The organism is Pedobacter cryoconitis (genome assembly GCF_001590605.1).
GTDB classification, from domain to species: domain Bacteria; phylum Bacteroidota; class Bacteroidia; order Sphingobacteriales; family Sphingobacteriaceae; genus Pedobacter; species Pedobacter cryoconitis_A.
This window is the reverse complement of record NZ_CP014504.1, coordinates 2,616,474-2,634,470: the sequence shown is the minus strand read 5'-3', so window position 1 is coordinate 2,634,470 and position 17,997 is coordinate 2,616,474. Positions and strand designations below refer to the sequence as shown.

Sequence of the window (17,997 nt, the reverse complement as noted above, 5' to 3'; positions counted from 1 at the left end):
ACCTAAGAACCTTACCTATAAAAAACATAATTATGCCCAATTTTAATTTAATAGATGTTGTAGAGCTGCTGAATAAAGCGAATAATGTTGGTATCAAGATTACTTTAGATGACGACCGGCTAAAAATTAAAATGCACAAAGATCAGGTGATAGACAGCAGTTTGATGGATGAATTGAAGCTGAGGAAAGAACACCTGATCACTTATTTCAAAAAGCATAGCGCCGCCACAGTTGTTGCTGATGAAAATAATATTGTACCTTTTAAAAGGGGGACAATCAAACATATTCCACTTTCATCTGGTCAGGAACGTCTTTGGTTCCTGGATCAATTGGAAGGCAGTACTGCGTATCATATTCCAACTATTTTAAGGCTGAAGGGTAAGCTGGATAAAAAAGTGCTGGAACTGGCGCTGAAAGGGGTCGTAAATCGTCATGAAGTATTAAGAACCGTGATACTTACAGAAGATGGCAAACCATATCAGCATATTTTACCAGCAAATAAATGGAAGCTGGCTGTCGTTGACAGTCCTCTTTACATAAATGATGCAAATGCTTTACGAACAGGGATTAAAGAGCTGACAGATGCGCCTTTTAACTTGGCGGCTGACCATATGTTACGTGCTTATCTGTTCGTCCTTGGAGAAGAAGAGTTTGTATTGTCAGTGACGATGCACCATATTTCTTCGGATGGCTGGTCTCTGGGGATTATTGTAAATGAATTGATTGAGGGGTATAATGCGGGTATAGAAAAAAGACCGGTTGAGCTCCCTAAGCTTGACATACAATATGCAGATTATGCGGTTTGGCAGCGGGAACAGGTTTCTGAACAGGTAGAGAAATTCCACCTGGATTACTGGAAAAAGAAACTTAGTGAGGTAACTACATTGTTTTTGCCTGCTGATTTTATACGTCCGGCAGTTCAAAGTTCAAAAGGTGCAGTTATTGAGTTTGTGATGGACCTTGGTCTGGCAGATAGACTAAATGTTTTATCCCGCAAGCATGATTCAACGCTGTTTATGACCTTGCTTACTGCGTTTAAGGTCTTGTTGTACCGGTATACGGGTCAGCATGATATCTGCGTTGGTTCACCTACAGCAGGAAGGACGCAGCAGGAATTAGAAGGTTTAGTTGGTTTTTTTGTGAATACGCTGGCCTTGCGCAGTGATCTTGGGGAAAATCCTTCCTTTGAAGCTTTACTGCAACAGGTAAAAGATACAACGCTGAATGCTTATCAGCATCAGGATCTTCCACTGGAAAAAATAGTGGAAGCTGTGGTGAAAGAACGTGATTTGAGCCGTAACCCACTATTCCAGGTTTGTTTTACCCTGTTGAATATCCCTGGAGACGGTGATTTGGAGCTACAGGATGTGGTACTTTCAGCAGAGCCGATGGAGCAGACTAAGGTACAGTTTGATTTTACGCTCACCCTTCGTGAAACAGCAGAAGGGTTTTCTGGTGCGATTGAATACTGTACAGATCTTTACCGCGAAGAAACGATTGCGCGCATGGTGGTCCACTTTAAACAGCTGTTACAGGCTATTGTGGAGACACCTGCTGAAAGAATCAGCAATTTACAAATGCTGGATGCTGCTGAAAAAAAACAATTGCTTTTTTCTTTCTCAGCAGCAGATAGCCTGTTAAAACCAGATGGCGCAACTGTACTGGATCATTTCAGTGCGCAGGTTGCGGCTACACCAGACGCGATTGCTATCGTTTTTGAAGACCGGTCGATGACCTATAAAGAATTAGATGAGCAGGCGAATCAATTGGCTCATTACCTGCAGATTAAAGGGGTAACCACTGAAACGCTGGTACCTGTCTGTCTGAGCAGGTCATTGGAAATGATGACAGGTATTCTTGGAATACTAAAGGCAGGCGCTGCTTATGTGCCTATAGATCCTGAATATCCGGATACCAGGATCAGCTATATCTTAACGGATACCGCTGCCAGTGTAATTATTGCAGACAACAGCAGTAAGGCCAAATTAATACAGCTGGCAGATCATGTGGAGGTAATCCTTTTAGATCAGGACTGGCAGGAGATCGGGGCACATTCAAAAAGGCCGCTTAACCTCAGCCTTACAGCAGAAAATCTGGCTTATGTTATTTATACTTCAGGTTCGACCGGTATGCCTAAAGGGGTGCTGGTGATGCATGGTAATATCGTAAGCCTGGTCAAAAATGTGACTTATGTTTCTTTAAGCAAGGAGGATGTTTTACTGTCAACGGGCTCACCATCCTTTGATGCCACCACGTTTGAATATTGGAGTATGCTGCTTAATGGCGGCAGATTGATACTTTGTCCGGAAAATAAATTACTGGACAGCAGCTTACTGAAAGAAGAAATACGGATTCACGGGGTTACTAAAATGTGGTTCACGTCCAGCTGGTTTAACCAGTTGATAGACACAGATATTAGTGTTTTTGAGGGACTTTCGGTGATCATGGCCGGAGGAGAGAAATTATCGGATAAACACGTCAGCAAGATGAAGGAGACTTATCCTGATATTCAGCTGATTAACGGTTATGGCCCAACGGAAAACACCACTTTCTCCCTAACTTATACTATTGATAACAGAGGCAGTATCCCTATCGGCCGTCCATTGGATAACCGTACGGTTTATATCCTTGATCACTATTTACACCCGGTGCCGGCAGGCGTGCGTGGTGAAATCTATTTGGGTGGGTCGGGTTTATCGCGTGGTTATTTGAATCGCCCTGAACTGACTGCGGAGAAATTTGTAGCCAATCCTTTTAATGAAGGAGAAATGCTTTATAGAACTGGTGACCTGGGTTGCTGGTTAGCAGATGGTAACGTTGAATTTCTGGGCAGAATTGATGACCAGGTGAAGATTCGCGGTTACCGGATAGAATTGGGAGAAATAGAGAGTGCTTTGGAAAATAGCGGTTTAGTTAAACAAGCCGTAGTTTTGGCCAAAGCTGATCAGCTGGGAAATAAGCGTCTGATCGGTTATGTGGTACCGGCCCATGTTTTTGACCGGGATCAGTTTATGACTTATCTGAAAGATAAACTGCCGGAATATATGGTGCCGGCATTGTGGATCCCGTTAACAGAAATGCCGCTTACAGCTAACGGTAAGACCGATAAAAAGGCTTTGCCTGAACCATCAGATATCCTTGTTTCTTCCAATGCTTACGCTGCGCCCCGCAATTTGATGGAGCAGACTATCGCTGGTATCTGGCAGGATTTACTGAGTGTACCGCAGGTAGGGATCCATGATAACTTTTTTGAGTTAGGGGGCGATTCCATTATTACTATTCAGGCAGTAAGCAGGGCCAAACGGGCTGGTTATGAATTACAGCCGAAGGATCTGTTTATTTATCAGACTATTGAAAAACTTGCTGCACTACTTTTAGCGCGTAAAAACACTGAGATTACAGCCGAACAAGGGAAATTGAGTGGAATAGCAGGTTTATTGCCTATCCAGCAATGGTTCTTTGAACAGACAGGCCCTTTTCCATCTCATTTTAATCAGCATATCTTATTGACTATAGATAAGGATACAGATGTTGGATCTCTTTCGGATGCGGTGACACAGCTGGTAGAATTCCATGATACACTTCGTTTTTCTTATGCTTCAGGTACCAACGGCTGGGAACAAATATATGGCCATGAGGCAGGTCAGCTGGAAATTGTTGACTTACAGCAATTGCCGGCATCGGAACTTTCTACGGCTATAGAAGACAGCTGTGAACAGGTACAGGGCAGTCTTGCTATAGAAAAGGGCGTGCTTTTTAAAGCTGTTCTGCTGTTAACACCAGCAACAGACAACAATCACCGGCTCTTATTTGTGAGTCATCACCTTGCTATTGATGGGGTGTCATGGCGTATTCTGCTCGAAGACCTGAGATTATTGTTGTTACATCCGGGACAGCCTGCGGCTATTGTATTAAGTCACAAAAGTAGTTCCTATCGCCAGTGGTACAGTGCGTTGGAAGAGTATGGGCAGCGCGGCCGCTTGCTGAATCAGCAAGCTTACTGGGAAAATGCAAGGACTGAATATTATCCTTTAAGAACTGAAAAAGAATCAGATGGAGGCCTTACTTTGGCCGATACCACGAGTTATACGGTCTCTTTAGATCAGGCGATGACCAAGCGGTTGTTGCAAGACTCTCCAAGAGCTTATCATACAGAGATTAACGACATATTACTGTGTGCACTTGCACTTACACTTTCCGCATGGAACAGCAATCGCAAGGTTTCTATCGGACTGGAAGGACATGGGCGTGAAGATATTGCGGAGGGTATAGACACCAGCCGTACCATTGGCTGGTTTACCAGTATGTACCCGATTTTACTGGAAGTAGAGGACAGTGCTGATTTAGGAAGCTTGTTAAAGTCTGTAAAAGAGCAGCTTCGCCTGGTTCCGGACAAAGGGATTGGGTATGGTGTACTTAAATATATCAACAAGGTATCTTCACTAAGTGGAAAAGAACCCTGGGATATTATTTTTAATTACCTGGGCCAGATGGACAATGTGGTCAGCACAGAAGATCTTTTGGATGGGGCTAATGAAAATTCAGGTACGGATGTACACGAAACTTATCCTGTGCGTGAAAAACTATCTTTAAATAGTATTGTTCAGGGCGGTAAGCTGGCTATAACCTGGACTTACAGTACACAGTATTTTACTGCGCAGGGGATTCAGTCTTTGTCGGATTCTTATGTGTCAAATCTTGAAAAGCTGATTGCGCATTGTGCAGATAAGCCACATGCTTCTTTTACACCGTCTGATTATAATCTTGGGGGTGAAATTACGAATGAAGAGCTGGATAATTTCCTGGAAGAAGACTATAACGGTTCTCCACGCCACACTAATGTTGAAAGTATTTACCGTTTGAGTGGTTTACAGGAAGGAATGTTGTTCCATAGTATCTATGATGGACAGGCAGGTGCTTACATTGAGCAGTTTACAGGGGAGTTACTGAACCTGGATGTTCCTGCATTTTTGAAAAGCTGGGAATATCTTTTACATCACCACAGTATTTTGAGAACTGGATTTTATTATGATAGATTTTCAGTTCCTATACAGTGTGTGTACCGTGAAGTTGCTTTACCAGTTACCCTGCTTGATTATAGTGGTCTTGATGAAGATGCACAAAATCAGGCGATTATAACTTATGAGGCTGATAGTAAATTAAAAGGATTTGACTTTGAAACAGCGCCATTGATCAGTATTACACTGATGCGCCTGGATGATAAACGTCACCGTTTACTCTGGAATTTTCATCATATGCTGCTCGATGGCTGGTCTATCCCTATTTTGCTGGAGAAGTTATTGATGGCTTATGAAGCTTTGTTTGCGGGTGATCCATTACCGGTGATCTCAAAAGATAGCTATGAGGATTATATCCGTTATACAGAGCGCCGTGATCAGGAACAGGAGATGCTTTATTGGAGCAATTACCTGAAAGGGGTGAGTGAAGGTTGTTTATTACCTTTTGTCAATACAACAGTAAACCGGAACAAAGGAATTGGGGTGTACCGCGAATTACCTTTCAGGTTAGATGCTGCGAGCTCTGCTAAACTTTTCCATTTTGCGCAAAGAAACCGTATCACTACAAATACCCTGATGCAAGGGGTGTGGGCTTATCTTTTGTACCGGTATACCGGCCGTCCTGATGTGATTTTCGGGGTTACGGTTTCTGGTCGTCCGGAAGATCTTCCTGGCGTAGAATGGGCCATAGGGATGTATATCAATACGCTGCCTTTGTATACTTCAGTAGATATTACGGCTGGAATTGCACAATGGTTACAGGAGTTGCAGATGAACCAGCTGCAAAGCAGGGAGTATCAGCATACCCCACTAAATGTTACTCAGCGCTGGGCTAAAGTAGAGGGTGATCTTTTTGACAGTTTAATTGTATTTGAAAATTATCCGCCCAGTAAAGTTGTAGAAGGATCTTCTGGTCATCTGGAACTGGAAAATGCAGCTATGCAGGAACAGACAAATTATCCGCTGAGCCTGATTGTTTCGGCTGGAGAAGAATTGGGGATCATGTTCAGCTATAACAGCAGTTTAATAGAGAAAAATTATGTAGAAGCTATCGCAGGCCACTGTGAACAGGTGTTACAGCAATTGCTGATTCATGAAACAGGTACACTGGCAGCTATTGAATTGCTCAATGCACAGGAAAGTGAGCAGCTGCTCAAAACCTTTAACGATACGGACCGCGTTTATCCGCAGGAGCAAACTGTGATAGACATTTTTGAAGCGCGGGTTTTAAACTATCCGTTATCACCTGCTATCGTTTTTGAAGACACAGTTTATACTTATCAGGAATTAGATGAGCGTTCTAATCAGCTTGCAGGTTATCTGCGCAGCAAAGGAGTGGTTATTGATACCTTAGTGCCGATTTGTTTAGCACGTTCGGCAGAGATGGCCGTAGCTATCCTGGGTGTGCTGAAAGCCGGCGGAGCTTACGTTCCGGTTGATCCTGGATATCCGGAAGAAAGGATCAGTTTCATGCTGGAAGATACCAACGCTTTGGTTGTAGTGACCAGCAGCGATTTGAAAACAAGTATCGGGGCATTTGCTTCAGCAGATACTATTTTGCTAGATACCGATTGGGATAAGATCAGTACATGGGCAGCGACTGCACCATTGAACCCTGCAAAACCTGGTGATCTGGCTTATGTGATTTATACTTCTGGTTCTACCGGGAAACCGAAAGGGGTAATGGTAGAGCATGCTGGTATGCTGAATCACCTTTATGCGAAAATCAATGATTTACAATTAACAGCAGAAACGGTAGTTGCCTTTACGGCTTCTTATACTTTTGATATTTCGGTATGGCAGCTGTTCTCAGCCTTGCTTTGCGGAGGTAAAACCGTAATCTATTCTTCAGCAAGAATCCTGGAGCCTGCAATTCTGATTGATGCAGTAGAAACTGATGAAATTACCATTTTAGAATTGGTTCCTTCGTATTTAAATGCTGTCTTGCAGGAGAATACATTGGCTCAGTTAAACAAATTGTCTTACTTATTAGTGACAGGTGAAGCGGTCAGCCAGCCTTTATTGGCGCAATGGTTTGCGCATCCGCATTACGGGCGTATCCCGGTTGTCAATGCTTACGGGCCTACTGAAGCATCAGATGATATCTGTCACCATATCATGTATGAAACGCCCTCAAGGATCAATGTCCCGGTAGGAAAACCGGTACAGAATATGCGCATTTATGTGTTGTCTTCTGGTGATCAGCTTTGCCCAGTGGGGGTACCGGGTGAGATCTGCGTATCAGGAATCGGGGTGTCCAGGGGTTATCTGAACAGGGCAGACCTGACTGCTTCGCGCTTTGTACGCACGCCTTTTGAAGCAACTGGCAGGATGTACCGCACGGGAGACTTAGGGCGCTGGTTACCTGATGGAACGGTTGAATATCTTGGCCGTATCGATGACCAGGTTAAAATCCGTGGTTTCCGTATCGAGCTTGGAGAGATTGAAAATGTCTTACAGCAGCACGATGCGATCGTGCAGGCTGCGGTAATTGTGAAAACTGATGAGAGTGGCAATAAACGTTTAGTCGCTTATGTCGTTACTGAAGGTGATTTCGACAGAGAAGCCACGGTAAGCTGGCTTAAAAATCACTTACCGGAGTACATGGTTCCTGGTCTTTTTGTTGCGCTTGATGAGTTGCCGTTAACGGGGAATGGTAAAATAGACCGTAAAGGTCTACCTGATCCGGATATGGGTTCTTTACAGACGGGTACTTATACCGCTCCGCGTAATGAACAGGAGACGATTCTGGCTACGATCTGGCAAGAACTATTGCATATCCCGAAAGTTGGGATCTATGATAATTTCTTTGAACTGGGTGGAGACTCGATTATTACGATTCAAGTGGTCAGTAGGGCACGCCGCGCAGGTTTCAGCTTGCATCCGCGTGATTTGTTTGTTCACCAGACGATTGCAGGATTATCGGCCAGTCTTTTAACTGAAGCAGAAAGTGCAGCATCCGGTGAACAAGGGCTGTTAGAAGGAGAGAGTGGTTTGCTGCCAATTCAGCAACATTATTTTGAATCCGGGGTTACTGAAATTTCTCATTACAACCAGGATGTATTGCTTTCTATCGGAAAGAATGTGCCGGTAGAGGTGGTATCCTCTGCCATCAGTCAGCTGATCGCAGCACATGATGTATTGCGGTTTAGTTATGAACAAACCACCGATGGCTGGAAACAGGTTTATGGCAATTATGCCGGAGCGCTTGAAATCTGTGACCTGCGCCATATCCCGGCTGCAGACTTACCTGTTGTCATTGCGGAACACAATGCACAGTATCAAACCAGTCTGGAACTTACTACAGGTATTGTTTTGCGTACTGTGTTGTTATTGACTCCTGATACAGAGTTGAAAAACAGGTTATTGCTTGTGGTGCACCATCTTGCTGTAGATGTGGTTTCATGGCGTATTCTGTTGGAAGATTTGGAATTGTTATTGTCAAAAGAATCCCTTCCATCTTATAAAACTACTTCTTACCGCCAGTGGTACCAGGCATTGGTCACCTATGGCGCGCGTCAATCGGTACAGCAGCAACGCCGGTATTGGGAGCACACAGTTGCAGCCGCTCAACCCATGCGTACCGTTCAGGAATGGTCAGGAATACTGACGGGCGCGGATATTGAGCAGCATACTGTTGTATTGGATGCGGCGCTTACCCGCCAGTTGTTACAAGATGTGCCCCGTGCTTACCATACTGTAATTAATGATGTATTGTTAACTGCATTGGCATTGACTTTAACGCAATGGAACGCGCATGCACAGGTGATCATAGGGCTGGAAGGTCATGGCAGGGAAGACTTTATTCCTGGTATTGATATTAGCCGTACGGTTGGCTGGTTTACTAATCTATACCCTGTTATGCTGTCTGTTGCTGCCGGTGCAGATTATGGCTCACATTTGAAAAATGTTAAAGAACAACTTCGCCAGATACCAGATAAAGGTCTGGGCTTTGGTGTTTTAAAATATATTGACCGGGTCCCTTCTTTACAGGGAGTTGATCCATGGCAAGTAGAATTTAACTATCTCGGTCAGCTGGATAACCTGGTTCAGGAAGAAGGAAATACGAACTTGTCTGGTGCCACTGAAGCTACAGGCAGTTCGACCGCTGAGAGTTATCCGGTCAGAGAATTGCTGTCTGTTAACAGTATGATACAGGGTGGGGAATTAAGGATGAACTGGAGTTATAGCAACCGTCATTTCACAGCAGCTGCTTTAACTGAAATAGCTGATTCCTATCTTGAAAATCTGAAAAAACTGATTACCCATGCGGTTGCTGTAGAACTTCCTGTGTCTACGCCTTCAGATTATAACCTGGGTGAAGAGATTACTAATGAAGAGCTGGACAAGTTTCTGGATGCAACTTACAACGGGGCTCCACGCCGTTTACAATTAGAAAGTATATCACGTTTAAGTGGTTTACAGGAAGGAATGTTGTTTCATAGTTTATACGACGATCAGGCTGGAGCTTACAGTAAACAGTTTTCTTGTATACTGATCAAACCCGATATAGATGCATTTGTACAAAGCTGGTATGGGATCTTAAAACGTCATAGTATCCTGCGCAGCGGATTCAATTACAATGAATTTAAAATACCTGTACAATGCGTTTACCATGAAGTGAAAATACCAGTAGACATACTGGATTGCAGTCAGCTGAATAGTACTGAGCAAGAACAGTATGTTGGTGATTATGAAGCAGCTGATCTTAAGAAAGGTTTTGATTTTACAGCAGCTCCATTGATGCGCATCTGTTTTATTAAACTGGATAATGAACGTTATTATATGTTATGGAGCCATCACCATGTGCTGCTGGATGGCTGGTCTATGCCAATTGTGATGGAAGAACTGCTCACTAATTATGAAAACCTGGTTAGTGGAAAGCCAATGCCAGTGCTTGCCGCAGACCGTTATGAAGATTATATCCGTTACATTGAGCGTCAGGATAAAGAGCAGGCAACCACTTACTGGCGGAACTATCTGAATGGATTGGAAGAAGCCAGTTTATTACCTTTTGTAATGAACTCAGCCGACCGGACAAAAAGCCATAGCGGTTATGGGGAAGAGATGTTTCAGCTGGATGCCGAATTTACATCACGCTTAACACGGTATGCGCAGCAAAACCGGGTAACGATCAATACGCTGATGCAAGGTGTCTGGTCTTATTTGTTGTCTTGTTATACGGGCAGAAAAAATGTAGCCTTCGGTGTGGTCGTTTCAGGGCGTCCTGAGAACCTGGCTGGTGTAGAAAGTGCGGTCGGTATGTATATCAATACCTTACCATTACACGGGAAAATTGACTTGACACAAGATTTTGCTGCGGGATTACAACAGATTCAATCTGAGCAATTAGAAAGCAGAGCCTATCAATACAATAGTCTGAGTGAAATACAGCGTCTGTCGGGGATTACGGGTGATCTGTTTGATACGCTGCTGGTGTTTGAGAATTATCCGGTAAGTGAGACACTGAACACCAAACCATGGAAATTACAACTGGAAAATGTATCCTCCGAAGAGCATACTAATTATCCATTAAGTGTGATCATCATGGCTGGAAAACAGATTGACTTCCTTTTAAGTCATAATAACCTGATCACACAGCATTATGTAAAATCGATCGCAAATCATTTGAAGACTATACTGGAGCAAATCGCTTCGGCAGTTAAACCGTTGAAAGTTGGAGAACTTAATTTACTGACTGCTGGAGAACAACAGCAGATTCTATATGATTTTAACGCTAAAAACATCTCTCTTTTACCTTCTGAGAGTGTTGTTGAGCTTTTTGCCTTAGCGGCAGCCACACAAGTTAACCATCCTGCTGTAATTACAGGAACTGAGGTGATGAGTTATCGCGAACTAAATGAACAATCTTCACGTTTTGCGCATTACCTGCGTAAAAAAGGGGTAACCAAAGGCACATTAGTACCGGTTTGCCAGGAACGATCGGCTGGTATTATAGTGACTATGCTGGCTATTCTGAAGGCGGGCGGGGCTTATGTTCCTATCGATCCGGGTTATCCGGCAGACCGGATTCAGTATATACTTGCGGATAGCGGCGCTGATTTATTGATTTGTAACGCTAAAATATCAGCTGCTTTAGGGAGCGTTAAAGGGCTTGAATTTATTCATCCCGAAGATTTAACAGCCGAACTTAAACAGTATCCGGTTACAGCTCCGTTGCTCCATATTGGGCTGGAAGACCTGGTTTATGTAATTTATACTTCCGGTTCTACAGGTCAGCCTAAAGGCGTGAAGATCACGCATGCGGGACTTTCCAATTTGATTAACTGGCACCATGAACGTTATCACCTCACCAGGGATAGTAAAACTACAACTGCGGCAGGAGTGGGTTTTGATGCTTTTGGATGGGAAATATGGCCGGCATTAAGTATAGGAGCAGCGCTTTATGTGGTGGATGATGAACAAAGGTTATCACCATCCGGGCTCGTGGATTATTATATGGAGCAGGGTATTACGCATAGTTTCCTGTCTACGATCCTGATTCCCGAGTTTATTGAAGCGAGTAGAAACCGCGTGCTGGAATTAAAATATTTGCTTGCGGGAGGTGATAAACTGGCTGCTGTAAATATGGATGGCTTAAGTTATAAGATCATCAATAATTATGGTCCGACAGAAAATAGTGTGGTGACAACGAGTTATGAACTCTCTGCTGAATATAGTGAATCTGCACCTCCGATTGGTATTCCGGTGAGCCATACACAGCTTTATATTTTGAATGCAGCCAATAAAATTAGTCCTGTTGGTGTACCTGGAGAGCTTTGTATCAGCGGTGTGGGGCTTGCAACTGGTTATCTGAACCGGGAGTCGCTAACGGAAGAGAAATTTGTAACGAATCCTTTTAGCACCAATTACGGAGGCCGGATGTACCGCAGCGGAGATCTTGCACGCTGGTTACCGGATGGCAATATTGAATACCTTGGCCGTATTGATGATCAAGTGAAAATACGGGGTTACCGGATTGAATTAGGGGAGATCGAAAATGTATTACAACAAAATGCAGGGGTGAAACATGTAGTGGTTTTAGTTAAATCTGATGACCGCGGGCATAAACAACTGGTGGGTTATATTGTACCGGAGGGTCCCTTTGATAAAGGTGGGCTGATCGCTTATCTGAAAGATCGTTTACCGGATTATATGGTTCCTGCATTATGGGTGTCTCTTGATCAGCTTCCTTTAACCAGCAATGGTAAAGTAGACAAGAAAATGTTGCCTGAGCCGGATATCAGTACTTTACTGACTGAAAGTTATGCATCGCCAAGCACGCCGGCAGAACAAGCGCTGGTAGAAATCTGGCAGGATCTGCTTCGTCTGGAACAGGTTGGTATCCATGACAATTTCTTTGAATTGGGTGGGGACTCCATCATTACGATCCAGGTAGTAAGCCGGGCAAAAAGAGCTGGTTATGAATTCCAGCCAAAAGATTTATTTGTACAGCAAACTATAGCCGGATTATCTAAGTTACTGCAAGAAAGAGCGCATGTGGTTTCTTACGCTGAAGAGGGCTTCCTTACTGGTAACAGTGGGTTATTGCCTATTCAGCAATGGTACTTTGATTTGGAAACTCCTGCTGTATCGCACTTTAATCAGCATGTGTTGTTAACGGTTTCCAAGCAGATAAATCCTGCTGTAATCTCTGATGCGGTATTGCAGCTAGCCTATTATCATGATGCGTTAAGGTTTACTTATACTAAAAATGAGAACCATTGGGAGCAAGCTTACGGAAGTTATACCGGGGCAATGGAAACCATAGATCTGGGAGAAATGACCACGGCAGACGCAGCTGCTGCAATCAAACAATTTGGCCAGGAGGCACAATGCAGTCTGGATATTGAACAGGGTATCATTTTCCGGAGTTTATTGTTTTTAACTCCCGAAAAAGATCAGGATAACCGTTTGTTACTTCTTGTGCATCACCTTGCAGTAGACGGGGTTTCGTGGCGGATTTTACTGGAAGACCTTGGATTGCTGATCAAACAGCCGGGCAAAAATGCAGTGTCTGTTCTGGGCAGTAAAAGTGCTTCGTACCGTCAATGGTATCAGGCACTGGAAGGCTATGGAAAAACGATCTCCAAACAACATGCCTACTGGATAGATGTTGCAGCAAATTATGTTCCATTGCCAGAAGACCATGACTACACAGGGCGTTTAACGCTGAATGATATGGGGACTAAAGTGACCAGGCTGAATAATATAGTCACACAGCGTTTATTGCAGGAGGTATTACAGGCTTATCATGCAGAAATCAATGACGTACTTTTAAGTGCACTGGCTGTAGCTTTATCAAAATGGAGTGGGATTTCACGAATTTCAATCGGACTGGAAGGGCACGGACGCGAAGATATTATGGCGGGTATCGATACCAGCCGCACTGTAGGCTGGTTTACAAATCTTTATCCTGTATCCCTTGAAACAGAAGCAGGCAGAGATATCGGGTATGCGCTGAAATCAGTTAAAGAGCAATTAAGAAAAATACCAGCAAAAGGAATTGGCTTTGGTGTATTGAAATATATAGAGAAATTACCTGCCTTGCAAGGGCAGGGTTCCTGGAATATTGTATTCAACTACCTTGGGCAATTGGATAACATGGTCAGTGAACAGGGAGAAATCGGAATGGCTAACGAACAGGCGGGTGACAGTGTTTCTGCAGATTACCCGGCTACCGATAAATTGTCTGTCAATACGATGATCCAGGGTGGTGAATTGTTATTTGACTGGAGTTATAGCACCAAACATTATGACGAAGCTAATATTGATATACTCGTTGACTTGTACATGGAGCAATTGCAAAATCTGATCAGCCATTGCGCTGAACAGGTCTCACCAGCCTTTACGCCGTTTGATTATGGGCTGAATGGTTTGGTTACGGTAAACGAACTGGACAAGTTTCTGGAAGAGGATGATCAGGGTGTGCCAAGAAAAGCAAGGCTGGAAAGTCTGTACCGTTTGGGTGGTTTACAGGAAGGAATGTTGTTCCATGAGTTGTACAACGAACAGGGGGCATTTACAGAACAGCTTTCCTGTGACCTGATAAACTTACAAACGGACAAATTTATCCGGAGCTGGGAAATCCTGATTAAGCAGCATAGTATTTTAAGGACAGGTTTTTACCATGATGTATTCTCTATCCCTGTACAGTGTGTTTATCAAGAGGCAGCGCTTTTATCAACACTGCTGGATTATCGCGGCAAGAGTGCAGCGGAGCAGGAAAAAGCGATAGCAGAATTTGAGCAGGCAGACCGTCTTAAAGGATTTGACCTGAAAGCGGCTCCACTGATGAGGATCTGTCTGATCCGGCTTTCTGATACGCAATACAGAATGCTTTGGAGCTTCCACCATATTCTGCTGGATGGCTGGTCTGTACCTGTGCTGTTAGCTGAATTGTTTGCTAATTATGAACAATTGGAGGCAGAAAAACCTGTAGAAGAGCAACCAGCAGACCGATATGAAGATTATATCCGTTTTATCGAAAAGCAGGATAAAGAACAAACCGCAGGTTACTGGAGAAATTATCTGGCCCCAATAGAAGAAGGATGTTTGCTTCCTTTTGTAAGCGCAACAGCAGACCGTACCCGCGGAGTTGGGATGAACGAAAGTATCACCACGTTTGATGTGGTCATGACTGAACAGATTTCAACTTATGCAAAACAACAACATTTAACGGTTAATTCTCTGATGCAAGGGGTATGGGCTTATCTTTTATATCGCTATACCGGCCGTACTGACGTAATTTATGGGGTTACTGTATCGGGACGTCCTGAAGATTTGCCAGGTATCGAAAGAAAAGTGGGCATGTATATCAATACGTTGCCGCTTTATATCAGCGTGGATCTGTCAATGGATATCAGTATCTGGTTGCAGAAAATACAGCAGGGCCAATTGGAAAGCAGGGAGTATCAGTATACTACCCTGAATGATATACAGCGGCTGACAAATATCAAAGGTGATCTTTTTGATACGTCCATTGTTTTCCAAAACTATCCTGTGAGTGAATCTGATCTGCAAAAAGGCGGAGAACTTGAAGTCAGTGATCTTGTGGTGCATCCGCAAACCAATTATCCGCTCACTATTAACGTGATTACAGGCAGAGAGACTAACCTGCTATTTGTTCATAATGATGAATTGCTGGATACACGGGCTGTGGACAGGATGATGGGGCATTTCAAACAGGTGTTGCTGCAACTGGTGGAAAAAGGAGTGAAGACCTGGAAAGAAGTCGAATTGATGACCGCTCAGGAAGCGGAGCAATTGCTGGTTACTTTTAATAATAAAGTCGTTGCTTATCCAGCTACACAGACTTTAGTCGGGCTGTTTATCGGGCAGGCTGCTACTATGCCTGATACCCCGGCAATCGTGTTTGAGCAGCAAACCTGGTCTTACCGCAAGCTGGATGAAGCATCCGGGAAACTGGCTAATTATCTGCGTAGTAAAGGTGTGAAAACTGATACACTGGTTCCGCTTTTCCTGGAAAGATCAGCAGAAATGGTGATTGCTATTTTAGGTGTGATGAAAGCCGGTGGTGCTTATGTGCCGCTGGACACGACTTATCCGGCAGAAAGGATCAGTTATATCCTGGGAGATACGAAGGCCTCGATGGTGATTACTACGGCAGCTATCAGTAGCCGGATTTATACGGTATCCGATATCCCGCTGGTCTTGCTTGACCAGGATATTGCAATTATAGACAGGTATCCGGTTGCGATCGCAGCAGGAGAAGTAAAACCAGGGGATCTGGCTTATGTTATTTATACTTCCGGTTCTACAGGACAGCCAAAAGGGGTGATGGTGGAGCATGCAGGGATGCTGAATCACTTGTATGCCAAAGTGAATGACCTGCAGCTGAATGCAGAAAGTGTGGTTGCTTTTACAGCTTCGTACACTTTTGATATCTCGGTGTGGCAGATCTTCTCGGCGCTCTTAAGCGGAGGGCATACCATTATTTATCCTTCAGAATTGTTGTTACAACCTGCAGCATTGCTGGATAAGGTAGAAGAGAACGGGGTAACTATTTTAGAATTGGTTCCTTCTTACCTGACTGCTGTTCTGCGTGAAGAGCTGACCACTAAGCTGGAAAAACTGCAATATCTGCTGGTTACCGGAGAAACGGTTAGCCAGCCATTGCTTGCGCAGTGGTTCGGACATCCTGATTTTGGACGTATCCCGGTAGTGAATGCTTATGGGCCTACAGAGGCTTCGGATGATATTTGTCACTATATAATGTATGAAACTCCTGCACAGCTTAATATCCCGCTGGGTAGTCCGATACAAAATCTGCAGGTTTATGTATTGAATAATGAATTAAATCTTTGTCCGATTGGGGTGACTGGTGAAATCTGCGTAGCAGGAATCGGGGTTTCCAGAGGTTATTTAAACCGTCCTGATTTGACTGCTGCCAAGTTTATTCCCAATCCTTTTCATGCAGCAGGCAAAATGTACCGTACAGGGGATCTTGGCCGCTGGCTGCCAGATGGAAATATCGAATATCTTGGCCGTATGGATGATCAGGTGAAGGTTCGTGGATTCCGTATTGAGCTAGGAGAAATCGAAAATGTATTGCAACAATACGAAGAGATCAACCAGGCGGTTGTAGTGGTTAAGGACGATGCAAACGGAAATAAACGTCTGGTAGCTTATCTGGCGACAAAACCGGCATACGATAAAGATTCAATGCTGAGCTGGTTAAAAGGAGTTTTACCGGAATATATGGTGCCTTCGTTCTTTATCACACTTGCAGAACTTCCATTGACGCCTAATGGAAAGATAGACAAGAAAGCACTGCCTGATCCGGATACCAATGAATTGCTGACCACTGCATATGTAGCCCCGCGTAATCATTTGCAGGGAGAACTGGCGGAGATCTGGCAACATATGCTGGGCATTCCAAGAATCGGTATTTATGATAATTTCTTTGAGCTTGGCGGGCTTTCATTGCTGGTGATTGGCTTGATCTCTGTGATCAAAAAGGAAATCGGCGTGAAAGTTCAGGTAAAGGATATTTTCAATTACCCAACTATACATCAGCTTGCTGAATTTATTCAGCTTCGTACAGAAGATTCCGGCGCAACTACCGGAATACAGCCTGATGCCCAACGCTACAGTGATCACGTGGTCTTATTGAATGACGGCCCGGTTTCATTCCCTGTATTTATGCTGCCGGGAGCAGCTGGGGTTTGTGAAGTGTACAGTGCTTTAGGGCAGGCGCTTAATGAAACCTGTGCGCTTTATGGATTGCAGATGCCGGGGGTATTTGAAGGAGAAGCTCCTGAACAAGAGCTGACTGTGATTGCTGGCCGTAATATTTCATGGATGAAAGAAGTACAGCCGGTTGGCCCGTACCGTTTTATCGGCCACTCATTGGGAGGAATCCTGATCCACGAAATGACCAAACAGCTTGAAGCCGCTGGAGAACAGGTGCAAGCAGGGATCATTCTGGATAAAGACACGACTACGGAAAGTTCTTTTCATGGAGGTGATGACAATGGGGAAGTACTTTTCAGACTGGCCATGCTGGTATTTGAACTGGGAAGTATCGTCACTAAACCTTATCCTGAGTGGATCTGGAAATTGAAAGAGGGATTTTCTTTGGCAGATCGGGAAAAAATAATGCCTGCAATTACTCCAATTGTTCTGGAGAATATTGGGAACAACCAGCATTATACCAGTTTTATTTTAAGGATACTCAACCTGGTGATCAGCAATGCTTTTCTGGAATATACAGTTACCGGGCAGATTAATGCCAGTCTTTTCATTGTAAAAGCCGAAGAAACCCTGTGGGAGGAAAATAGCTTGACTCTGGGCTGGGAAAATTTTGCGGCGGCAACGCAGGCTATTACTGTGCCGGGGGATCATGATTCACTGGTAGGAAATGCGCACGTACAGGTATTGGGAGCTGAATTAACAGCATACTTGCAACAATTTAAGGGATAAAGAAGGATATAGCCCGCCATATGGCGGGCTAATC

At 44.0% G+C, this 17,997-nt stretch carries 1 protein-coding gene; it reads left to right on the top strand.

Going from position 1 to position 17,997, the window contains the following annotated elements; all coding sequences use genetic code 11:
• The first annotated feature begins 32 nt into the window (after positions 1-32).
• Positions 33-17,963, top strand: a complete 17,931-nt coding sequence (locus tag AY601_RS11000) for a non-ribosomal peptide synthetase (RefSeq protein ID WP_068400619.1) — start codon at positions 33-35, stop codon at positions 17,961-17,963.
• Positions 17,964-17,997: the final 34 nt, after the last annotated feature.

Coding starts and splice junctions, on each gene's coding strand:
- AY601_RS11000 (WP_068400619.1), top strand. CDS start 33: ATGCCCAATTTTAATTTAATAGATGTTGTAGAGCTGCTGAATAAAGCG.